The organism is Bacillus sp. FJAT-27986 (assembly GCF_001685035.1).
Lineage (GTDB): Bacteria > Bacillota > Bacilli > Bacillales > Pradoshiaceae > Pradoshia.
This window is the reverse complement of the sequence record NZ_MAYV01000012.1, coordinates 249,448-273,210: the sequence shown is the minus strand read 5'-3', so window position 1 is coordinate 273,210 and position 23,763 is coordinate 249,448. Positions and strand designations below refer to the sequence as shown.

Annotated in this window: 20 protein-coding genes; 8 read left to right on the top strand and 12 right to left on the bottom strand. The window is 36.5% G+C overall.

The genetic code is table 11. The features are described from left to right. Positions 1–12 precede the first annotated feature (12 nt). The 7 genes from A8L44_RS07565 to A8L44_RS07535 all read right to left on the bottom strand — a co-directional run bounded on the left by A8L44_RS07565 (position 13) and on the right by A8L44_RS07535 (position 7,316). Positions 13–1,401, bottom strand: coding sequence for a phosphoribosyltransferase family protein (locus tag A8L44_RS07565; protein ID WP_066103772.1), 1,389 nt, complete (start codon positions 1,399–1,401; stop codon positions 13–15). Position 1,402: 1 nt separating this feature from the next. Then, on the bottom strand, positions 1,403–2,611 hold the full coding sequence (locus A8L44_RS07560) for an HpcH/HpaI aldolase/citrate lyase family protein (protein ID WP_066103770.1): 1,209 nt from the start codon (positions 2,609–2,611) through the stop codon (positions 1,403–1,405). Between the two features lie 78 nt (positions 2,612–2,689). Next, positions 2,690–3,421 carry a TerC family protein gene (locus A8L44_RS07555; RefSeq protein WP_373925477.1) on the bottom strand — a complete coding sequence of 244 codons (732 nt, stop codon included), beginning with the start codon at positions 3,419–3,421 and terminating at the stop codon, positions 2,690–2,692. 128 nt (positions 3,422–3,549) lie between these two features. Next, a complete protein-coding gene (locus A8L44_RS07550; protein ID WP_066103766.1) occupies positions 3,550–4,128 on the bottom strand; it encodes a TerD family protein in 579 nt (192 codons plus the stop codon). Between the two features lie 54 nt (positions 4,129–4,182). Continuing rightward, the gene (locus A8L44_RS07545; RefSeq protein WP_066103765.1) at positions 4,183–4,764 is read right to left on the bottom strand and encodes a TerD family protein; all 582 of its coding nucleotides are present in this window, start codon (positions 4,762–4,764) and stop codon (positions 4,183–4,185) included. 33 nt (positions 4,765–4,797) lie between these two features. Beyond that, positions 4,798–5,382, bottom strand: coding sequence for a TerD family protein (locus A8L44_RS07540; RefSeq protein WP_066103763.1), 585 nt, complete (start codon positions 5,380–5,382; stop codon positions 4,798–4,800). Between the two features lie 599 nt (positions 5,383–5,981). Beyond that, positions 5,982–7,316: a hypothetical protein gene (locus tag A8L44_RS07535; RefSeq protein ID WP_066103760.1), complete on the bottom strand. Its 1,335-nt coding sequence runs from the start codon at positions 7,314–7,316 to the stop codon at positions 5,982–5,984. 250 nt (positions 7,317–7,566) lie between these two features. On the opposite strand from A8L44_RS07535, the gene A8L44_RS07530 reads away from it, so the two are divergent. Next, positions 7,567–8,700, top strand: a complete 1,134-nt coding sequence (locus tag A8L44_RS07530) for a DUF2515 family protein (protein ID WP_066103759.1) — start codon at positions 7,567–7,569, stop codon at positions 8,698–8,700. Positions 8,701–8,806: 106 nt separating this feature from the next. On the opposite strand, the gene A8L44_RS07525 is transcribed toward A8L44_RS07530, so the two are convergent. Continuing rightward, the gene (locus A8L44_RS07525; RefSeq protein ID WP_254654698.1) at positions 8,807–9,997 is read right to left on the bottom strand and encodes a mechanosensitive ion channel family protein; all 1,191 of its coding nucleotides are present in this window, start codon (positions 9,995–9,997) and stop codon (positions 8,807–8,809) included. Between the two features lie 210 nt (positions 9,998–10,207). Here A8L44_RS07525 and ilvD point away from each other — a divergent pair, with 210 nt between their 5' ends. The 3 genes from ilvD to A8L44_RS07510 all read left to right on the top strand — a co-directional run bounded on the left by ilvD (position 10,208) and on the right by A8L44_RS07510 (position 14,418). Continuing rightward, the gene (gene ilvD, locus A8L44_RS07520; protein ID WP_175354255.1) at positions 10,208–11,887 is read left to right on the top strand and encodes a dihydroxy-acid dehydratase; all 1,680 of its coding nucleotides are present in this window, start codon (positions 10,208–10,210) and stop codon (positions 11,885–11,887) included. Positions 11,888–12,163: 276 nt separating this feature from the next. Continuing rightward, positions 12,164–13,207: an ArsR/SmtB family transcription factor gene (locus A8L44_RS07515; RefSeq protein ID WP_066103758.1), complete on the top strand. Its 1,044-nt coding sequence runs from the start codon at positions 12,164–12,166 to the stop codon at positions 13,205–13,207. Beyond that, positions 13,204–14,418 (top strand): MFS transporter, encoded by a 1,215-nt coding sequence (locus A8L44_RS07510; RefSeq protein ID WP_066103756.1) that lies wholly within the window; start codon positions 13,204–13,206, stop codon positions 14,416–14,418. The genes A8L44_RS07515 and A8L44_RS07510 overlap by 4 nt, the downstream gene beginning before the upstream one ends. Before the next feature lie 155 nt (positions 14,419–14,573). Here the strand turns inward: A8L44_RS07510 and A8L44_RS07505 are convergent, their stop codons facing one another. Both A8L44_RS07505 and A8L44_RS07500 read right to left on the bottom strand, forming a co-directional pair. Further along, on the bottom strand, positions 14,574–15,362 hold the full coding sequence (locus A8L44_RS07505) for a class I SAM-dependent methyltransferase (RefSeq protein ID WP_066103754.1): 789 nt from the start codon (positions 15,360–15,362) through the stop codon (positions 14,574–14,576). 178 nt (positions 15,363–15,540) lie between these two features. Next, positions 15,541–16,413 carry a glycoside hydrolase family 73 protein gene (locus A8L44_RS07500; protein WP_066103753.1) on the bottom strand — a complete coding sequence of 291 codons (873 nt, stop codon included), beginning with the start codon at positions 16,411–16,413 and terminating at the stop codon, positions 15,541–15,543. Positions 16,414–16,998: 585 nt separating this feature from the next. Between A8L44_RS07500 and A8L44_RS07495 the strand changes: the two genes are divergently transcribed. From A8L44_RS07495 to A8L44_RS07480, 4 genes are read left to right on the top strand one after another with little or no spacing between them, the layout of a single operon-like run. Next, positions 16,999–18,201, top strand: coding sequence for an iron-containing alcohol dehydrogenase (locus A8L44_RS07495; protein ID WP_441294133.1), 1,203 nt, complete (start codon positions 16,999–17,001; stop codon positions 18,199–18,201). An 11-nt stretch (positions 18,202–18,212) separates the two neighbouring features. Next, positions 18,213–19,961, top strand: coding sequence for a thiamine pyrophosphate-binding protein (locus tag A8L44_RS07490; RefSeq protein WP_066103749.1), 1,749 nt, complete (start codon positions 18,213–18,215; stop codon positions 19,959–19,961). Position 19,962: 1 nt separating this feature from the next. Further along, the gene (locus A8L44_RS07485) at positions 19,963–20,898 is read left to right on the top strand and encodes a bile acid:sodium symporter family protein (RefSeq protein WP_066103747.1); all 936 of its coding nucleotides are present in this window, start codon (positions 19,963–19,965) and stop codon (positions 20,896–20,898) included. After that, positions 20,895–21,899 carry an SDR family oxidoreductase gene (locus A8L44_RS07480; RefSeq protein WP_066103746.1) on the top strand — a complete coding sequence of 335 codons (1,005 nt, stop codon included), beginning with the start codon at positions 20,895–20,897 and terminating at the stop codon, positions 21,897–21,899. Before A8L44_RS07485 ends, A8L44_RS07480 begins: the two co-directional genes overlap by 4 nt. Positions 21,900–22,205: 306 nt before the next feature. Here A8L44_RS07480 and A8L44_RS07475 read toward each other — a convergent pair whose 3' ends face one another. Both A8L44_RS07475 and A8L44_RS07470 read right to left on the bottom strand, forming a co-directional pair. After that, the gene (locus A8L44_RS07475; protein WP_066103745.1) at positions 22,206–23,033 is read right to left on the bottom strand and encodes a hypothetical protein; all 828 of its coding nucleotides are present in this window, start codon (positions 23,031–23,033) and stop codon (positions 22,206–22,208) included. 184 nt (positions 23,034–23,217) lie between these two features. After that, the gene (locus A8L44_RS07470) at positions 23,218–23,502 is read right to left on the bottom strand and encodes a hypothetical protein (RefSeq protein ID WP_066103743.1); all 285 of its coding nucleotides are present in this window, start codon (positions 23,500–23,502) and stop codon (positions 23,218–23,220) included. Positions 23,503–23,763: the final 261 nt, after the last annotated feature.

The window sequence follows — 23,763 nt, the reverse complement described above, 5'->3', positions numbered from 1 at the left end:
GATATGAATTCCTTACTGATTCATTTCCGTTAGAGTGATGACAGTAATGAAATTAATTCCGGTTTGTTTTAATGCGGATAGTATGGAATTTACTGATTCATGAGATGAGTTTCTTTCAATAAATATAAATATCTCGTCATAGCGATTGATTTCAATATTATATAAGTAATTTACGATCCCTTTATTTTCAGGACTATCAAATGCAAATTTATTATGAATTAGGTAATCACTCTTTTCTAAAGAGTATATTGGACTTCGAGTAGTAGATTGAAAGTAAACCTCACTCCCCATGGACGAAGCAATCATCATAGGTATATACATAAATTCCCCGGTACCTATAGCCAAGGTCCTCTTACCTTTGCGATGCTGTTTCAAAATACCGCCTATCTCTTCAAAAATAGGAGAAAAACTTCTTTCTTCTTCTATATCCAGACCAAATCTCCCTGTAGCCTGTGAATAAGGGGAAGCATTTAGAGACTCATCAGTATTGATAGAAGTAAATTGATTAAAGTGATGGTCTTTAAAATAATGATGGATAGGTATATATGAAACGTGTTGCTCAGAAGTTTGATTAGGAGCAGCAAGTTGATCCTCTAGCTTTAAATCAGGTTGACCATTAATCGAGATTGTTCCATCCATTAAAGACACTGGATGTATGGTAACCCCTAATTCTCTTTCTAATTGCTGATATTGTGAACGATGCTCAGCTGTGCGCCAATCCAAAATCGATATCAATGTAAATACCTTTTTTGATGGATAAACAGAATGGATTTTTCGGATAATATTGATTGCTGTTTTACCCGTTGTTATTTCATCATCCACTAATACAATTTCTTGGTCGTTATCAAAAAAAGCAGGATCGCTTGAATAGACATAATGGCTGCTGGCATGGGAATGTTCTTCTTCAAAATTAATGATTGAAGGGATTTCAGCTATTTTTTCTCTTGTTGTGTGTATGTATTTTGCATGTTTATCAAAGGAACTAAATACCGCATGGCCCAATGCTGTAGCCGTCTCAGCAAAACCAATAATGGTTAGTGGCTTTGGCAGTTTGATCGGATCTTCTTCAACTAAAAGCAAGGATTCCTCAATGTTTCCACCAGTTTTTATAGCCTCAGCGATTGCCTCTGCACGCATATCTTTCTTGCCGTAGACGACTTCTAAATATCGCAGGGATAATAAATGACCAACCAGTAGAGGTATTTTAGGATTAACAGCCAGATGTTTGCCTAAAACCGTACTTACGAATAAAAAATTACGTTTCTTATTAATGCGAGTCGCCATTTTAAATAAATGATGTGTTTCGAAATCATATGGATTATCATAGACTTCGATCCTAACTGTTAAATCATCCAGTATTTGGTGCGTTACTTCTCTTATATTCACTCTCGTTGCTGTCATTTCATTTCACCTCTAGAATTTGTTCATCATGTCCTTGATTTAAGAGTAAACTAGTAAAATCTTGATCAACATTATATACACCGAATACCTTGGCTCGGAGTAAGACTTTTTTCGCCCAATAATAATGAGGTTTCATTTCATTCATTTTATTTTCATACAAGCTTTTTAAAACCCCTGCATTCCCTTCGCGGTTCGCTATGATGCTTATAGCATCTATATATTCTTCATGTGTAATGGTGTATAAAGAATGCACTACTTTAATATGAGTAGGGTGTATAATGGTTTTTCCGTTAATTCCATTCAATTTATCCAGGAGGACTTCGTTAATTAAACCATCTAAATATTCATTGATTAATTCAGTCTGTTTTACTAGACCAGAGCTGCCATATCTTCTTTGAAAAGGACTTACACGCAGTGTTGGTTTTAAGATACGGTTATCTTTTGAGAAGAACTCCCAAACTGGCCCGGAAACTACATATTCATCACCCTGTCTGGTAAAGAGATTGATAATATCCGTGATACAATCTCTTATCACCGACACATCATAAATAGTTGTGTCTACTTTTCTTCGTATACCAAATAAACCGGAAAAATCAGTAGCTCCTATCCGGATGTTTAATATATAGCTCTTATATGAGTCCAATAATTCTTTTATTTTTAATAGAGCATCCATTCGGGTTTCTTTATAAATAATTTCAGCTGACTCCAATATAGGCATACCATATAGTAAGCTATTATTTTTATTGATTTCATCCAGGATTGCTAAAAATTCTTTCCCATTTTCATAATTGAATTTTGGAAAAACAAACCCTGTCAGTATGTACAAATAATCGTTAATGAGCTTAGTTATTCGTCTCATTTGGATTGGGTCCCTTACTCTTATAAAAATAAGCGGCAGTTCATCCATGCTTATTTTGTTTTCCTCAAGATGCTCAGATAGTATAGATAGATGTTCCAGCAATTTGTTTTCAGCATCCACAACTATACAATCAGCAACTGAGTCTTCCAAATCAATCACTAATGAAGTAAGCTCTTGATACTTTTTGTTAATGATATCCTTTGCGATATTCGCTTTTATAGCAGGCATATAAAGAGTGGCACCAAGGGCATAAGCAAGTACCTCTTTATCTGTATATTTCGTAAAAGGCTCCGGTTCCATATAAAAAATCTCTTTCATTTTTATGGATGATTCATAGCTGAAATGTTGCATTCTTATGCTCCTTTCATATAAAAATAAAGACTACTGTTTACGAACACAGTAGCCGTCTTTAATTCAAGCCAGATCTTTTTATTTATCTTTAGATGCAGCCATTTCCGTGTTTTTATCAATATTTTTACCTTTATTGATATAATGAATGATAAAAGTTGCGAGAAAAGCGACAATGATAATCGCAAAAAATACATAATGAGATACATGGAAGCCAAAAACACTTGCAAACATTTTTGCTGAGATAATCCCAATAAGTATAAATGCAGTAGTTTCGAGTTCAGGTACGCGTTCAATTAATGTTAAAAATACACCGGCAACTGTACGCATCATTAGGATTCCTAACATACCGCCAACCAAAAGTACCCATACTTGATCAGATATTGCAAATGCAGCTAATATAGAATCCACTGAGAACGCAATATCCATTAATTCTACTGAAACAACCGTGCTCCAGAATATTCCGATTGTACGTGTAAGCCATGAATTTTTATTAAATTGTTTTACGCCGTCTTCGCCATCTCCGGCTTTTGACCGAAAATGCTGGATTACGATCCATGCTAAGTACGCAGCACCTAAAACTTTAATGAACCAAAATTTAACGAGGTATACGCCTATTCCAATAAATAAGAAACGGAAGAAGTAGGCACCGAACATCCCATACATAAGTGCTCTTTTTCGTTGTTTTTCAGGAAGATGCTTTACTAAAACAGCCAGAACAAGGGCATTATCAGCGGACAATAATCCTTCTATGATTACTAAGGACCCAATTAGTCCCCATGCTACAGGATCAGTTAATACTTCCGCCCACATGTCCAAGTCAAAAAATAAAGCATACGTACTTAAGATTTGTTCTAAAATTTCCAAAGTGTTAACCCTCCGTTGTATATCTTAAAAATAATAGGGGAAAGAAATAATTCCCCCTAACTAATCATTTATGCTTAAACGCTTAAGCCATATGCTTTAACCAATGAATGTAACCCGCCTTGATAACCGGAACCAACCGCATTGAATTTCCAATCAAGGTTATGTCTATAAACCTCACAAAATACGACAGCTGTTTCAATACTGAAATCTTCTCCAAGGTCATAACGTAAAACCTCAACGCCCGTATCTTCATTTACTAGACGTACAAAAGCGTTGGTAACTTGTCCAAAATTTTGACGGCGAACTTCCGCATCATGAATCGTTACTGTAATAGCAATTTTGTTCACATCATCGGGGATTTTAGAAAGATCGATTTTGATTTGTTCATCATCGCCTTCCCCTTCTCCCGTTCTGTTATCTCCGGTATGGGTAACGGAACCATCCGTACTTTGAAGATTATTATAAAAAATGAAATCGAAATCGTTACGGCATTTTCCGTGGGCATTTAAGATGAACGCAGAGGCATCCAAGTCAAAATCTTGACCTCCATCAAAGTTTTTTACATCCCATCCTAAACCGATAACAATTTTTTGCAATGTTGGATCGTTTTTAGTCAGGTCAATACGTTGACCTTTACTGAGTTGAATAGCCATGTGCAAAATCACACCTCTCAAATTCGTATATTACTATTTAATAAACGAATAGTATTATCCTATTTGTAATCCATAGTCATTGCAAAGAGCAGCTAAACCGCCTTGGTAACCGGAACCAATCGCACTAAATTTCCATTCTCCTTGATGGCGGTATAATTCGCCTACAACAACGGCAGTTTCAATGCTAAAATCTTCTCCCAAATCATATCTGATCAGTTCTTCATTCGTTTCTTCGTTCACAATTCGAATGAAAGCGTTTGAAACCATACCAAAGTTTTGACTTCTGGAATCAGCATCATGGATGGTTACAGCAAAAGCAACTTTTTGTATACTTTGTGGAATACTTTGGATTGAGATTTTAACCTGTTCATCATCGCCGTCACCTTCTCCAGTTAAGTTATCACCAGAGTGAGTTACGGAACCAGCACCACCTGTTGTATTATTATAGAAAACAAAATCTTCTCCGCCGGATACTTTTCCGCTTTCATTTAAAAGAAATACGGATGCATCAAGGTCAAAATCATGTCCGCCATCATATTTGTTTACGTCCCATCCTAAACCTACTATTACTTTTGTTAAACCAGGATTTGTTTTTGTAAGATCTACTTTTTGTCCTTTTGATAATGAAATTGCCATTTTATTTCCCTCCAGTATTTTAATTAATATTTATTATTGGTATTTGCTGCATATCTCCGATAGACTGCTATCTTTCGTTCCATCACCAATAGCAGCAAATTTCCATTCTGAATTGTGACGATAAATTTCACCTGTAATCAATGTTGTTAAGCCAGCATAATTATCCGACAAATTAAATCGAACTAATTCTTCGCCTGTATCGTGATTCACAACACGTATATAAGCATTCTCAATCATGCCAAAGTCTTGTTTTCTTTGAACACAGTTATAAATGTTTACGACAAAAACTAATTTGTTGTATGTATTTGGAACAGATTTCAAGTTGATTTTAATGGATTCATCATCACCATCGCCATCCCCAGTTAAGTTGTCTCCTGAATGAATAACAGAACTACAAGCACTTTTTTTATTCCCAAAATAAACAAGATCTTTATTACTCTGCAATTTATCTGCAGTCAGCATAATAACTGATGCATCACAGTCTACATCTGCACTTCTGCTAAAAAAGCCGCCTTTTTTCTTTACTGGATCCCAACCTAAACCAACCATAATCGTATTTAGATTTGCATTACCTTTTGTCAGGTCAATTCGTTGTCCTTTTTGTAAGCTTATAGCCATTAACGTTCTCTCCTTCTTTCGTTTTGGATTTTCTGTATAGTAGCCATGGGTGAAATAACGAATATTTACATAATTCAATAAATTTCGTTAGTTAATATTTACTAGTTTATGAAATTACTAACTAGTAAAGCGCTATATATTTACTATAATAACTAAAAATGCCTTACATTTACAACTTTTTATATTAATTCCCACGAGATACTTTATATTTGTCGAATTTTTAGACATTTCGCATTATTGTCTCTTCCAGTTATAACCTTTTATTCTTCTTTTCCCTGGATGCTTTTCATCACTTTAGACTCTTCATTTACAGGAAATAAAGATTACTAATTTAGTAAGTACTTAATATCGTCATACCGGTAGCAATATGTCGTCATTGAGGGGTCTAACTAGACAGGAATTACCCATTAACTGAAAAATAGGCATTAGAGAAATTAGAACAGGAAGAAAAGTAATAAAAGTACTAATGATTTAGGGGAAATATGTATAACAGATAGGGTGGATACAAAGAATATTTACTCTCCTCACTCTTTCTCATGCTATGAGTCTTTTAGCTGCAAAAAAAAAGAGATTATTCATCTGAATAACCTCCCTTTTACTTACATGGATTCCATTTGAGTAGCTTGCTTATCTATGTCCTTATTATATTTTTGCACCACCATAAAAACGAATACTAAGCCAACCAATTCCCCAAGAGAAGCAGCTATAGCACCCGCTCTTCCATTTAATGAAGGGAACAGGACAACAAATGTCACTAAAATAATTACAACCGTAATCAGATTATAAAGCTGTGGCTTTAACATCGCTCCTGTTTTCTTGTTTAGCATTAAAATGCCCCCTAAGTAATCCACCCAAGGAAAAACAAAGGTTTTTATAATAAAGAATTGCAGCACCTGCAATGTCTCTTTAGCCAATGTACCGGTTGTGCCAAAGATCGTATCCATAAACCAGAAGCCTGCAGGTGTATAGCATAATATAAGCAATAATGTTGTAGGAACTATACTAAAAATCACAATACACTGAAAGACCGCTTTTTTGTTTGTATCATAAAATTGAAGAACGACCTGATGGGTGTACATAAAAAAGCTGATGATCAAATTCGTTACACTGAAGGCAAGAGCAAAAGAAGCGATCCCGAGATTTACATTGTCAATGAAGCTTAAACAAGCATAAATGATAGGTGTTACAAGCGTTTGAAAAGATAAGTAAAAGACCAATGGCGTATAAAACTTTCCAATCTCTCTTTGGGTCAATGGCTGTTCATCATCTTCATCCAGGTTCTCTGTCTTTATTAAACGATGGCCTCTCCAGATACTGATTACACATTCGATTAACATACCGGTTAAGAAAATGATGGCTCCGGCTATACTTGACAGTAAATCCGCATAATGGATGAAATAAAATGCAATTGCAATCATACCAATCAAGCGAATAATCACACCATAGGTCACCCATTTTGTTTCAAGATGATTAATCATAATTCCCTGATATAACGTACGGATGCCTGATAGTAAAATCACAACAGCTAAAACCTTAAAGGTGTTCATTAAAGCTGACATATTCTCAGGTTCAGCATTAAATAAATAAGTGAATATCCATTCTCCAAGCGGTGAAAACGCGACTAACATACAAATAAGCATTAAAGAAACGATGATTTTTATGAAAAAAGAGCAAATAGCCTGGAAGGTCGACTTCCCTTTTGCTAAGGCTGAGCTTGTTTGTCTGAATACTAAAGCCGGTCTTTCCATAATACTAAACAGTGAAAAAGCAATTGCATAGTTGGATATAATGACCTCCGCTGCTTCAGCCCGACTAAGTGTCCCGTTAATAATAACGTGAGATACCGAAGTCAAACTAGCTGACAGAGCCAATGGGATAAAGAATAGCAATATTTTTCCTAATGTATATTCCTCTGATGTCTTTGGTTGTTTCATGTCGTAACCTCACTTCTTTTCAATCAAACATTTTTTCACAAAACTACAGACTGAAATATCTAATATGTTCACTTTCATACGGAAACTGAACAAATTATTGACAAAGTAAAAGCTATTCATGCTGCTTATTAGATTACTCCTCCCAAGCGGCAATCGTCTATCTTAACGCTTTATGCATGTGTATAAACCGAATTTTCAAAGAATAAAATAGAGCACCTTTAATTATTTTTTATTAGAAGGAGATATATTTATGTCCTTTCCCTGGTTTAAAAAGAAAAAAACAGAACTATCCGGAACATTAACTGAAATGAAAAAGATGCTTGATCAAAAAAAGAAAGTAATATACAAAATGACGCATGAAGATGAAATGATTTTAAGAATGATACGTGAAAAAACAAGCTTAGCCAATCAGAATAATATTACCAGGACTAAAGCCTATCTTTCTTTTTATCAAAACCATCCAGAGATCCATTGGTCATTTCTTGCCCATATGGTTTCCAGAAATGCCGGATGGAATATGACTGACTTAAAGGGTACTTGTTTATCAAGATTGCTGGAGAAAAAGGAAGCTGAAACATTCTTTTTGTTTTTAGAACGGGGCAATTGGTTGATTTTTAATGATGCCTATCCTCAATTACTCATGTATGAAGAATCACTTAAATACGGTCGGAATCTCGCCTACTTATTGCCTCATTTATTTGTTTCAGCGTATATGCAAACTGTTTGGACTTACTTTTGGCAATATAAAGATTCAGCTCTTCTAACGGTGGCACTTATCATAAATGAACAAAACCATTTAGAAGAAACACTCATAAAAGAACCCAATATCCATAATCAGGTCCTTGTAAAACCTGAATTTTCTCTACAAGATCATTTATCAATGAATCAAATTTTATTTCCTTATTTGAAAAATAATACGAAGATCAGTTTTGCGGGTAAAACGATCCATCACTTTGAACAGCTCGATAGCCGGATTCAAATTGGAAAGGATTTGTATACGTGTTTATTTAATGATAGAAGTTTGAAGAAAATTGAACAATGGGCATTAAATACGCCGCATACAGGCTCAAGAAAGGATTATTGGCCGCATCTTTTTAATGATATAAATGAAGAATTTCCAGGAAAAAAGTATAAAGTTCGTTTAAGAGAATGCAGGCTGCTATCTGGATCTCCTCACTTTTATAGCCCTTCACTCTCATATGTATGGAAAGATGTATCGCACTCGCCACCTCAATATACAGAATGGTATAAGGATTCAACGATTGTAAAGGAAATGGTTCTGAGTATGAATCAAACTATTGAAAATGTAGAAGTTGATTATTGTAAAACACTGGAGAAATTGGAGATGGCTTGTGTGGCAAAGAATGTATTCCCTCTTTTTTAAATATGGTTAATATCTAAGGTTTTCTAGCACTGTTATAGTGAATACTCTTTATAAAAGAAATATACCACTATGAATCACTTAATTCACAGTGGTATATTAAAATGATTTAATTTGATCTTTCTTTTATTAATGAAAACTCAGGATCAACAGAAACTTTTTGCATAGGCACTGCCAAAGATATTCCCTCTTTTTCTAACAGCTGCATGATACTTAAATTGATTTGATGTTTAATTTGGACATGTTCTTCCCAGGCAGTAGTATTGGTAAAGAAATAAACTAGTATTTTTATATAATGATCTTTAAATTGATCGAAGGCTACGACAATGGTGTCCTGATGAACACCTTGATGTGAGCGCAGCAAATGTTTAATTTCCTCTATTAGATTATCAAGTTGATCTGTCTCCCTTTGGTAGGCGACGTCCAAATGAAAATCGATTTTTCGTTTTCCCATTCGACTCCAGTTCGTGATTGCATCGCTGGCCAGCGTAGCATTAGGTACAGTCACTAACGCCTGGCTGAATGTACGAACCTTTGTACTTCTAAAGTTTATATCCTCCACAGTTCCTTCAACATTAGATGTTAAAATCCAATCACCGATAGAAAAAGGTTTTTCTGTGACGATTACAATTCCGCCAATTAAATTACCAACAGCGTCTTTAGCTGCTAAGGCAAAAGCTAAACCACCCAAACCAAGACCGGCTACCAATCCATTTACGTCATAATCAAATTCTTGACCGATAATACTAATGCTGATGGCTACGATAATCACTCTCATGGCTCTGGATATAAAGGGAATGAGGATCAAATCGATTTTTTGATTCATTTTCTCATTAATATTTAATAAAATACCTTGTGAAGGTGAGGACAAATTAAATAATCCCCAGGTAATCAAAAAGATAATCATCGAACGCAATAATTTTAAGAAAAAAGGATTATGTTGATTGATGAATGGAAAGTACTTTACCCCTATGTACAGACCAATGATAATAAACAGCCAACTGATCGGTTTTTCAAAGCTTTTAAAAACTTGAATAAATAAATCATTTGGCTTATCCTCTCTCAATTTTAATATCAACTGAAAGACATACTTCGTAACTAGCTTCCTAAAAAGGATGAATAGCAAAACAATCCCTAATGCAATCCCAGTGTTAACCCATTTCTCATAGTCTCCTTCATATAAAGTGACCATTAACTTGTAATCTAACAAACGATCAAATCCTTTCTGTCTTGATTGAAGTTCTACTACCAAGTCAGAATTTTTATCCATATTATGAAACGTCATGTAAGTAATACGCATTATTTTACCCTGATTTTCAATAAAATGAAAATAATGTGTCTTCAAACGAAGAGAGTTTCAACAAGTATGAAAGTTACATCAGCAATTTACGATATTTATATAAAAAATATAATTCTTTTCCAATTATGATAGGATATTACTTCATTTAATGTTAAAATGTTGAATAATTCTAAATATACAGATAAATTTACCTAATTGGAGATGATTGTCATGACTGAAATGCGTAGTAATATGATAAAAAAAGGAATAGATCGCGCTCCACATAGAAGCTTACTGAGAGCGGCTGGTGTAAGTGAAGAGGATTTTGGAAAACCATTCATCGCGGTTTGCAATTCCTATATTGACATCGTTCCTGGTCATGTACATCTGCAGGAATTCGGAAAGATTGTAAAGGAAGCAATCCGTGAAGCGGGTGGGGTTCCGTTTGAATTCAATACTATTGGTGTCGATGATGGGATTGCTATGGGCCATATCGGCATGCGTTATTCTTTGCCGAGTCGTGAAATTATTGCGGATTCTATTGAAACAGTCGTATCAGCGCATTGGTTTGATGGAATGGTTTGTATTCCAAACTGTGACAAAATCACACCTGGTATGATGATGGCTGCTCTTCGTGTCAATATCCCAACTATTTTCGTCAGTGGCGGACCAATGAAAGCTGGTAAAGATAAAGATGGCAACTCCCTCTCCCTCACTTCCGTTTTTGAAGGTGTCGGTGCCTATCAATCCGGACAAATTGATGAAGAGCGACTGCAGGAGCTTGAACAGGTCGCCTGTCCAACATGCGGTTCATGTTCCGGAATGTTCACCGCGAACTCAATGAATTGCTTAGCGGAAGGCTTAGGTTTAGCTTTACCTGGTAACGGGACAATCCTTGCCGTTGCAGAGGAAAGAAAGGATTTTGTCAGACAATCAGCCAAACAGCTGATGCAGCTCATTAAAACAGACATTAAACCGCGTGATATCGTGACCATCGATACGATTGATAATGCATTTGCTCTTGACATGGCCATGGGTGGTTCAACGAATACAGTCCTTCATACTCTCGCATTGGCTCATGAAGCTGGATTCGAATACCCGATGGAGCGTATTAATGAGATTGCCAGCCGAGTCCCCCACTTGGCAAAAATAGCGCCGGCATCTGATTATCATATTGAGGATGTACATAATGCCGGTGGTGTCAGTGCTATTATTAATGAATTGCTGAAAAAGCCGGGTGCTTTAAACGGAGAATGTATAACTGTCTCTGGCCAAACATTGAGAGAAAACGTGCTGGGCTGTGAGATTTTAGATTATGATGTAATTCGTCCTTTAAGCAATCCACATTCTGAACGTGGCGGCTTGGCTGTACTGTTTGGCAATCTTGCACCAAATGGTTCAATTATTAAAGTTGGAGCGGTCGATCCCGAAGTTGGCGGCTATCACAGAGGCCCTGCTATTTGTTTCGATTCTCAGGAGAATGCTTTATCAGGTATTATTACCGGCAAAGTAAAAGAAGGAGATGTAGTCGTCATTCGTTATGAAGGCCCAAAAGGCGGTCCTGGTATGCCGGAAATGCTCGCTCCTACCTCGCAAATTGTCGGAAGAGGATTGGGCGCAAAAGTAGGCTTAATTACAGACGGACGTTTTTCTGGTGCCTCAAGAGGAATCAGCATTGGCCACATATCACCTGAAGCTGCTGAAGGCGGTCCCATTGCCTTTGTTGAAAATGACGATATCATTGAACTTGATATGAATAAACGAACCATTCAACTGGAAATTTCAGACGAGGAATTTGAACTCCGCAGAGCGAATTGGAAAGGTTTTGAGCCAAAGGTAAAGACAGGCTATCTGGCACGATATTCGAAACTCGTCACTTCCGCCAGTACAGGTGGAGTTATGAAAATCTAATGACTAAGGGATGTAAACAACTGTTTACATCCCTTTTTACATGTTGTTTATTCCGGTGAATGCTGAAACTGTATTGGTTCATGCAAGTTCACTAGTGGTAATCATATAACCGAATTGGTCATCAAGGAAGTCTATTTTCCTACTAGCGGCAACTCGAAATAACACATATTTAAATCGATTAATTAAGAGGAAAATAATTTTATTTTCCAAATATATTGAATATATAATTCAACTAATTTAGAATCTGAATATAATCCAAAAAATGGAGGGGATTAAATGCAGGATCTTTATTCGTTTGAATCGATAGAATCGCTATCTATGCAAGTAGAATCTTCACCAGTTTGGGAAGTTATCCTTGGTATTGCTGGCTATACTCATGAAAAGATGCGGCATACTTTTGAGCAGGAAGCAATATGGTCCTCTTGGGAAAACAAGTTGCCAATATCTCTTTCTAAGGATTTAAAAGAAATCGAAGATACAAACCTTTGGTATGGACTGATAATGCTGCAAGCAAAATTTTCTTCATCTTCTATTCAGGAGTTTCGTGATGCTTTGGCTGATATTTCGCCAAATACTTTTTACGAAACCGTTCTTCCATATAAAAATCGAGTCTGTGAAGAAGCACGTAAAAATACAGCGATTAATTATAAGGAAAAGCATTTGTTTACTGAGTATAGTAAACATTTTTCAGAGCATGATTATTTGGGAGACTACGTTCTTAATCTTGGTAAATATCAATTCAAAGAAATATGTGTCCTCTATCAAACCATTATAAATGGATGGTATCAATGGGTAAGAAGCTTCGAGGAATGGAATAAATGGTTAAAAGCACTGGAATTTGAAGAAAAACAGCATCAATCATTGGAAGAAAAGAATCCCACCGAGATCATTGAGCAAATAAGCGGCCGAGCGAATTATATACCGGAACCTTCCGTATGGTCTGTAAAGATGGTCCCTCATGTTTCTTATCGGCCATGGATACTGGAAATTCGAACAGTAGATACCAAACTGATCTTCTATCCAGTTAAAGAAGACTATTTTAGGCAATCAAATGTACCTTCACAGGAATTAATTGCTGGCCATAAAGCGCTTGGGGATGAGCTCCGCTTAAAGCTGCTTCATCAATTGATTAAAGGTCCAAGGTCCCTGCAGGAATTAAGCGTCCAATTTTTAATTTCAAAGACAACTCTGCATCATCAGCTTTCCATTTTAAAATCGGCCAAATTTATTCGTGCGGATAAAGGAATCTATTCAATCAATGCTGCTCAGCTTAAAGATTTTTCAACTAAGCTATTTCATTATTTGGGTAATCCTTTATGAAAAATTATTCAAAATCGTTTAAAGCTCTTTGGATTGGAGAAATTGTTTCTGAATTAGGCGGAGCAGCTGGTGGAATTGTAAATGGATTACTACTGTATGAATTGACTGGTTCGAAAGAATGGATGGGTATACTTTGGTTGATTTATTTTATCCCTTCGTTAATTTTACAATGTATTAGCTCTCCATTTTTAAATTACATGGTTAAAGAAAGACTTTTGCGTAATATACAACTGATTCGCTCATTCGCTTATTTACTTCCTTTATTGGGTTTTATTCTGGTCTCAGAGAATGGCGCTATTATTGGTTTATTCATATTGCAATGCTTACTGGGTTTAATGCAGCCTATTTACGCAAGTCTCTCTTTCTCCCTTCTGCCGGAGCTTTGTGAAGAAAAGGAACTGGTAAATGCCAATGCATTATTGGACGGCACACTTCGTCTTATGAGCTTTCTCGCACCGGGAGCTGCCTCCTTATTTTTATTATTCATCCCCATTCACTTCATCTATGTCTTTTCTGCAATCATGTTCTTAATAAGCTTTCTATCTCTTAAACGACTGCCAGATAATCCCAAACAGGCCGTATCTCCATGGACAAAGCGATTTTGGTGGAAAGAGATGAAGGAAGGGTACAAAATATTTTTTCAATATCCAGGTCTTTTCCGATTGACCCTCCTCTCTTCTACCGTTCAATTTGCCGTGGGAGTCACAATGGTTCTAAGTGTGCCTTTTATTAGAGGAAGTTTGGACGGAGAATATTGGGAGTATGCGATCTTTTCTGCAGCCTTTCCTGTTGGTTATGTTATTGGCACATGGATATTAACGAGTCTTCCTAAGTCACCATTGTTTATGTACATCGGTTTAATGGGGGGAGGCTTATCTTTCATATTATTATTTTTCACACATTCTATTCCTTATGCATGGCTGTGTGAATTAAGTGGAGGTATATTATTCCCTCTGTTTAATGCACAAAGTGCCGCCATGTTCCAAAAAGGTGTAGCAAAAGAACGTTTAGCACAATTGAGCTCCGTTCGATTATTTTTCCTCCGGCTCACTATGCCATTAGGAATTCTGTTTGCCTCCTCTCCATTTTGGGATTTAGGGGTAAGGCCGGTATTTCTAATAATCGGAACGATCATTTTGGTTCCCGGTTTATTTTACTTTTTAATAACGCTCAAGAACACTGGGAGCACATCCTTTATACAAGTAAAGTAAAGGATTTAATGATAAATAAACCGAGGATTTTAGATTTAATTCTCGGTTTATTCATTGAATGATTGAGACATAAAACCATAAACACCAACCCTTTTTATGAACTCTATTACCTCCTCCTTTATGGCTGGACATCAAAGAAATAACTTCCTTATTTATCAATTCTTTAAGCCTAACTTTACAGACAATGATACTGTTTCTTTATATTCTCCGGACTGACAAACATCTAGCAAGGCTTCTCTAAGCTCCTGTTCAAATTTTTCCACATTATTTTCAAGAAATCGTTTTGAACCGAAAGAGGTGGAATATAGGTTTCCAAGGATTGATTCAATGTTCCAAATGATGTCGTATGTAGGTGATTGGTGAATCTCTAAATTGAATTTTGAGTTAGTTAGTACTTCCTCATGACTTTTAATCGGATGGGTATAGGTAGTCTTTCCAGCTTTTCGATCAGTTCCATACCATTTCTCTATAATTTCATTCATTCTTACCTGCCATGTTGTAAGTGGTTGATTTGGATTATAGTTGTCTATAATAGCTACTCCTCCGCCATCCGTAATGATTGGAAAAAGTTCCTCTAAAATCGTTGGTCTGTCCATCCAATGAAAGGCTTTAGCGATAGTCACGAGGCTATATTGTTCATTATGTACATATTGATTTAGTGTTCCATTAAACCATTGAATTTGCCCTATTCTAATCTCTTGATGTAGACGTTTCGCTTCTTCAATCATTTCTGGTTCAGTATCAATCCCAACGATTTTTTTACACCAATCAGAAAATCTGATTGTGAGGTGTCCTGTTCCACATCCAAGATCTAGGAGATTCTGCTCTCCATTTAAAGAGAATTTCTCTACTAGAAATCTAATTAGTTCAGAAGGATACATAGGCCTGTATTTTGAATAATACATAGCAGATCCCTTAAACAATTCGTCTCCATACGTATTCAAATGATCACCAACCAATCTTTACATTAAATAATTACTTAAGTCACTTTTACAGTTACCATTTATTTTAGCAAACCTCATTTAAAAAAGTTGGAAATTTAATTCTATGCAGTTAATCCAAAATCACCTATTAAGAATAAAAAACAAGCGTATGTGCAAAAGTAGACACATACGCTTGTTTTTATAATTTATCTGACGTGACATTGCTATCAATTAGCTGTAATTGATATTGCTGAATAATATCAGTTAACATTTTACTGTATATCTTTTCGCCTTTTTCATTCTCAGCCGTACTGTAGCCGGCATCTTCCAATGCTTGAGCCTGTTCCATATAGGTGTTAGCCTCAAAAAGGCCATGCTTTTCATAGCGTTGATTTTCTTTAAGAAATGCACCATGATCATCGATTGACTCATCAATCGAATTATAGGCTCTGAAATCACTTTTTGTTTTTTGATTATGAAATTCCTTTGTGTCCATGCTCGCAACAGCACCATCCCAGTTATGGCCTTTAATGCCAAATAGGTTATTATACTTCTGAGATAGCCCTGATTTCCCCCATTCAGATTCCAGGATCGCCTGAGCAATTGTGATGGAAGGCAAAATACCATATTCCTTATAATTATCTACAGCGGCACTTTCTATTTCAGCAATAAATTCATATTGATTGCTTTTATTACCTTTTTTAAATGAATCTAAGTAGGTTATATAGGATTTCACCTGAGATTTCTGTTCATCTGTATAATTTAAAGTATCCATTACTTTTTCAATATTTTTAAGCTTATATTCGTTTCCTTCTTTTTCGATAAACAGATTAGTAGTTTGTTCGATATTATAAGGTTCTACAGTGTCTATATTATATTCAATAGCTGCAATAGCTGCGACGTTTTGCCAGTTGGCCTGGACTTTACCTTTACTTGCATTATCCACTATTGACTGGATTTCTTTCATTCGATCATTCGTAATAAAAGTCTTCTGCTCAGTCGGGAACATTTTCCAAAGAACAAATATCATAATCGCAATCATTGCGAAGAATACTAACTTTAAAGGTTTCATTTGATTTTCTCCTTTTGACAATTCGACATTTAACCGGAAGAAAGTCAGGATTAGCAGTAGATAACCACTATAAACGTTATCTAGTACGTTATCAAATTATATTGTATCAAATTGAGAAAAACATTAAATGAAAATTACTTCAATAATATGTAATGTTTGGTAGTTTGTATATTGATATAAATAAGGAACAAAAGTGATTGGTAAAATAGGAAAAGAACCAAAGAAAGATTCATTTTTCCACCAAGGAAAATTTTAAACAAAGCTATTGTTAGCGAAATGCTAATGATATAACTTACTCCTTCGATTATGATATGAAGCAAGTTTTCTGTTTTAAACTTACTGCAGTAATTGTCCCAGTAACAATTAACAATTTTTTTCTCTATTGAATTAAAGGAATATCAATGATATTTACTATGACATAGTTTATTTCATCCTAAAATATTATCTTGTTATCAAAATCAAATAATTTAAATTTTCTGAATTAATATTGCTTTTGAACTTTCAAGTCTTTATAATCTTCCTTAGATATAATAATAGAAACCTATCTTAACGCATTAATGTAAGCGTATACATTAAGCTAAAGGAGTGATCTTTATCGAATCTATTTTAAAACCTGCCATAATCTTGACAGGCGGGTTTAGTGGTATACAGCTTATGGAGACAATTCGAAAGCTGCAAATCAAGAAAGCTTTTATCATGATTTCAGTAAAGCTTTACAAAGATGCGAAAACGCATCTCTTCTCAATGCTTGAAAAAGAAGGGATATCGATTCAGCTCTATATTTGCGACAAAGGTGAACCAACCTTCAGTCAGGTGAGAAAAACCACCCATATAGCTCTCTCAGAAAGCTGTGATGGTGTTGTGGCAATCGGTGGTGGCAGTGTGATTGATCTCGCTAAGGCCGTTTCCATCTTTGCCATTAATTCAGAGCATACTTTACTTACCATCCAGCAAGAATCCATCATTGAACGTCTTCCCTTGATTGTCATACCAACCACAGCTGGTTCAGGATCAGAAGCAACAAAAGTTATGGTCATTACTGACGATGAAACTGGCATTAAACGCAATCCCTCTCATCCAAGTTTTGTACCGGATGCGGTCATTTTAGATTCCTATTGGACCAAGAAATTACCTCCGGCCATCTCCGCATATACAGGATTAGACGCACTTACACATGCAATGGAAGCTTATGTTTCAACAAAAGCAACCGAATTAACAGACTACTATGCTCTTCAAGCCTTCAAGAAAATCACCAACGCCCTTCCAAACGTTTACATAAAAACAAATAACCAACAAGCCTATGATGATATACTTATCGGCAGTTTTTATGCTGGAATAGCATTCTCTAATTCATCAACTAATTTAGCACACGCCACAGGCAGAGCCTTAGGGACAAAATATAAAATCCCCCATGGTTTAAGTGTTGCACTCCTACATCCATTTGTAATTGACTTCGGAATTGAAGATGCAGAAGACCGTTATGCAGAACTGGCCGTTGCTATTGGACACAATCCCAATGAAAGCAAATCCGCCCTGGCAAGAAAAATACTTAAACTGATCTATCAATATAATGAGCAGTTTCAAATTTGGGAGACAGGCAGACCATACATCCCAACGGAACAAATGTGTTCCTCACAGATAAAGGAATTAACGGCGCTCACTCTTTGCGGCAATGGTATTGACACAAACCGCAGGATTCCAACCCAAGAGGATATTGAAAAGATTTTCCATCAATTATTTCAAGTATTAAACCCTGATTTGATTCATCAATATAATCGTAATGATTAAGGAGGAATATTATGGCTGAAATGAGTGGCGGCGAAGTCATTGCAAAAATGTTAAGCCTTGAGAATGTTGAAAAATTATTTGGCATCATTGATGGAACTTATTTTGGATTTTATTCAAACTTACAGAACCATGGTATTGAATTGATTTCTCCACGTCATGAGACTAGCGCAGCCCACATGGCTGGAGCCTATGCCAGATTAACTGGTAAGCTTGGAGTTTGCATGGCCAGCAATGGGCCGGGAGTAGCCAATATCCTTCCTGGACTAGTTGTCGAGCAGGCAGAAGGTAACCGGGTGCTTGTGATTACCAGTGCCAGGCGGACCGGCATCATGTACCCAGACCGTGGAGGTACCTATCAATGCTTTGATCAGACAGCAGTGATTGGCCAGATTGCGAAATGGAGCGAAGCAGTTCCTTCATTCGATAGGATTCCAGAAATGCTCCGCACCGCCTTAAGAAAATGTTTCGAAGGACGCCCAGGAGTCGTTCATCTTGATATACCGGAAAATATTCTCAATACGAAAGTGAAATGTGACCTTTCATTTTGGAGGGCTAGCCAATATCGTGTAACCCAGCCACCTGAACCAAATAAACAACAATTAGATGAAACGGTTGAACTGCTTATATCAGCTAAATTTCCTGTTATTCATGCTGGCAGTGGAGTCATTCATGCACGCGCCTTCAATGAGCTTGAGAAGGTTGCGGAATTATTACAATCGATGATTACAACAAGTTGGGCAGGACGCGGCGCTATTTCAGAGAATAACCGCCTTATGCTACCAATGGTTCATATTGAAGCTAATAACAAGGTTCGCAATGAAGCAGATGTGCTTTTAGTGCTAGGCTCAAGGATAGGAGAAACAGATTGGTGGGGAAAAGCACCTTACTGGAACAATAACCAAAAGGTAATTCAAGTCGATTTAGATCCTTCTATTCTCGGTGCAAATAAGCCAACTGAGGTCAGCATACTCTCAGATGTAAAAATCTTTTTAGAAAAATTATATCAACGACTTCTTCCCTTCAAGGATCAATTGAACTACCTTCAGCGCGAAGCATTGCTATCCAAATACCTTGAAGATAAGCAAAAGCACAGGGATAAGCTTAACGAACATCTAAATGATCATGCCACTCCGATGAACTCAGCTCATATTCCTGCTATATGCAGTGAGGTATTTCCAAAAGAATCACCACTTGTTATTGATGGCGGAAATACAGCCATTTGGACAAATTTCTATTATAAGGTTAGAGAACCGGGAACAGTCATTTCGACATTTAAATTCGGGATGCTCGGGGCAGGTGTCGGTCAGGCGCTCGGCGCAGCTGCTGCTAAGCCAGATGTACCTGTCTGCTGCATCATTGGAGATGGAGCAATGGGCTTTCATCCACAAGAGATTGAAACAGCGGTGCGGAATGGCTTGCATATTATCTATATCGTTCTTTGCGACCGTCAATGGGGAATGGTAAAAATTAATCAGCATATAGCCATGAAGCCAATTAAGACCTTAATCAAGAAAACCCTCAGCCCTGAAGAAAGCATTAATACAGACCTGGGCAATATCAATTTTCAACAGTTAGCTGAAAGCATGGGTGCACATGGGGAATATGCCAATAATCCAACTGAATTCCGCGAGGCCCTTGAGCGTTCAATCCGAAGCGGGATTTGTTCGGTTATTCATGCTGATGTAGATCCAGTCAAGCATATGTGGGCACCAGGCTTAAAATATTTTAAAGAAATGCATGCTGAACCAAGGGGTAAATAGCATGAATATCGATGATATCCAATTAAATTTCAACGCAACTTCACTGACAATTATGAATATCTTAATCGGGTTTATCATGTTTGGGGTCGCTTTGGACTTAAAATTGGCAGATTTTAAAGAAAGTATTAAAAAGCCAAAACCCACACTCATTGGACTGTCTTGTCAATTTATCCTGCTTCCGGCCTTTACATATATACTCGTTCTTATCATAGAGCCAAGGCCTAGTATCGCTCTTGGGTTGTTTCTAGTTGCAGCTTGTCCGGGAGGCAATTTATCTAACTTCTTGACCTACTTAGCTAAAGGTAATACCCCATTATCCATCAGCATGTCGGCTATTTCAACCGTGCTAGCTATTTTTATGACTCCCTTTAACACCTTGCTTTGGGGATCTCTTTACGAACCGACAAATAGCCTGCTCAAGTCTTTTACCATCAACCCGCAAGACTTGTTGATTACGATCTTTTTAATGCTTGGGTTACCGCTCGCCATCGGTATGTATGTAAACCATAAATATCCAGAAAAAGCGCAACTGATCAACAAATGGGCTAAAAATGCATCTATAGTCTTCTTCTTAGGATTTGTCATCGTTTCCCTGTCAGCAAACTTTACTTATTTTATTGAATTTATTGGAATGGTTGCTCTCATTGTATTTATCCATAATCTACTTGCCATTACGATTGGCTACACCACCTCCTCACTGTTAAAACTCCCTATCGCCGATCGTCGAGCGATTTCTATCGAGGTAGGTATTCAAAACTCTGGTCTGGGTCTAGTTTTGATATTCAATTTCTTTGACGGATTAGGTGGTATGGCCATTGTTGCTGCCTGGTGGGCAATCTGGCATATTGTTTCTGGACTTACCCTTGCCATTTATTGGTCAAAGCGCCCACCTCATAAGGACACTACCAAAGACACAACCAGGAGCGTGAAAATATGAATGTACTCATAACAGGCGCGGCAGGTTATTTAGGAAGCCTTCTTGTCCAACGACTATCTATGGCAGAAAAAAATGGGAAACCTATTCACATTATCGCTACTGATATTCAAGAAAAGCCTATATTTTATTCCGATACTACCATAGATTATGTACAGCTCGATATCCGCTCAGAGGATGTACATAAGATAATGGAGAAATATTGTATAGATACCGTCGTACATCTAGCCTCTATCGTCACCCCTGGGAAAAAGAGCAACCGCGAGCTGGAATATTCTGTTGATGTATTTGGTACGGAAAATATTCTAAAGGCTTGCGTAAACAATGGTGTGAAGCGGTTTATTGTCTCCTCAAGCGGAGCTGCTTATGGTTATCATTTAGACAACCCGGAATGGATTACAGAAGATACGCCTATACGCGGGAACAAGGAGTTTGCTTATTCCTATCATAAACGATTGGTTGAACAGCTATTAGCAGACTATCGTCAAACTCACCCAGAACTAGAACAGATCATCTTCCGAATAGGTACCATCCTTGGCGAGACAGTGAACAATCAGATTACCGCTCTGTTTGAAAAGAAAGCCTTAATTGGCATCTTTCGATCTGATAGCCCATTCGTCTTTATTTGGGATCATGATGTCGCTTGCTGTCTCGAACGGGCCGTTACAGGTGATGTGACAGGAATCTTTAATGTTGCTGGTGATGGTAAGCTAACAATCGATGAACTTGCCTATATATTATACAAGCCAGTCATACGGATCCCTGCATTAGTCGTAAAATGGGCTCTTTATATCTTAAAACGATTATCCCTAACTCAATATGGAGAGGAACAGGTTAACTTCCTTCGCTATCGACCTGTTCTTGATAACACTAAACTGAAAAACATTTTTGGATATACTCCAACTTATACAACAAGAGAAGTATTTGAATACTACCTGAAGCACAATGCTAAAATGAAAAGTCAAAGTCATCAGTACCGAATTGATGAAAAATCCTTCAATTAACGTATTTATTTCATTATAATACGGTAACCTTAATTGATAATTTACAAATGGGAGCAGATGCTAAAAGTTCTAAGATAAGTCAAGATGATTACATCTTAGTGCTAAGTACTAAACTTAAAGCCAGGTTCGCCAATTGAAATTACTTGGAATTATCTCGACTAAAATGAATATAGGGAACAAGACGTGTATCAGTTCTTAAATAAGGGTGGCCATACGTTTGTTACAAGCCTTTTGGGTTCTATAACTAAAAGGCGTTTTTTTATTTAATAACATTTTCCTAAAAAAAAATTTCTCTTCGTGTCCTACTTAAGTTTCAAATAAAGTCCCATTTAACGCTTGTATATATCGCTCAGCAGATTTTTGAACGGCTTGTTTGGCATCCTTCTGAATGATACGATGAAAAGCGTTGTAAATCCGGTCAAAGTTCATTTTGGCTACTTTATCGGCTATGTCAATTACTTTTTTAGCAGGCAAGGGAATCAGATTGGGATAACTATACATAAAACTAACCCATTTACGATCAGTCACCACCTGAATAATATCTCCTGTCAACAAAATTCCTTTATGATGATTTCCTTTATTCCATTCAAGGACAGCGCCACCTTTAAAATGGCCACCTAATCTGTGAAGGATTAATCCTTCAGACAACTTTAAAGATTCTCCTGACCAAAATACAATTTTTTCACTTTTTCTTAATACCCACTCCTGGTCGTCTTCGTGTATATAGATTGGGATATCAAAGGCTTCAGCCCATTCTATCTGACTGGAATAATAATGAGGATGTGACAATGCAATTGCATGTAAGCCACCTATTTTTTTAATTTTATCGACGGTTAATTGGTCAATATAAGTAATACAGTCCCATAACAATGTAAAATTATCGCTTTGAACGATGTATGCTGTCTGACCGATACCAACATCTGGTTCTGTTTTCATACTGTACAAATCTTTTTCTTCATACTTTATTTCATTTTTAAATTGTTTTGAAGATACCATCTCTTCCATTGTTGTCCACTGCTGCCCATTAGGATTAATATACTGTCTTTCCTCACTGCAAATTAAACATTTCACCGGTGGGTCATTTAAGCAGTCCGTTTGTGTCCCGCAAGTTGTACAAATGTAAAGTGTACTCATTTTTATATCACCATCCCTTTATATTGGTTCAGTTGTTTATGTGTTAAGTATATTAATTACCAAGAATTTTTACGTCCTGACAAAGGATGATATGATCTACAACTTAAGTCGCAAGTACTCCTGTATTCGTTAGATAAATAAAAGAGACCAGTTTCTATTTAACTGGTCCCCGTTCATTTGTTTCTTATTTAATTAGTGTCTTCTGAGCCCTAAAAAACTCAGTAAATGCAGCATTGATTTCCTTCGTTACTCTGAACTTAGATTTGCATCCAGTGCAGCTATAGCGGAAACCGCCTTTTTTAACATCCAGAAAGCCTATGAACATAAATATCGGGATTAAATACCAACCTGGCATTGGAATGCAGCATGAAATCAAAATAGCCAAAAACATCATATCAGAGACAGTAATTAGTTTTTTCACTTGATTCCCTTGACATTTACCACATTTTATTATTTGCTGATCATTCATTATAATTCCTCCCTCTCATAATAATGAAAGCGCTTTAATAATTAGAATTAGGCAAAAATATTAGTTCAGTTTGGTAAAACGTATTCATATCGTTCACATTTTAGACACATATTATAATATTCGTTATAAATTTAATATGTCCTTTATTTTTCCAAAAATTATCCGTAATACTTAAGAATCAAATTTCACCAAAACACATTTTAGGATATTGAAAAAATCCATTTTGAATAAAAATAGATCAAAATAGATTCTCAAGTTTTA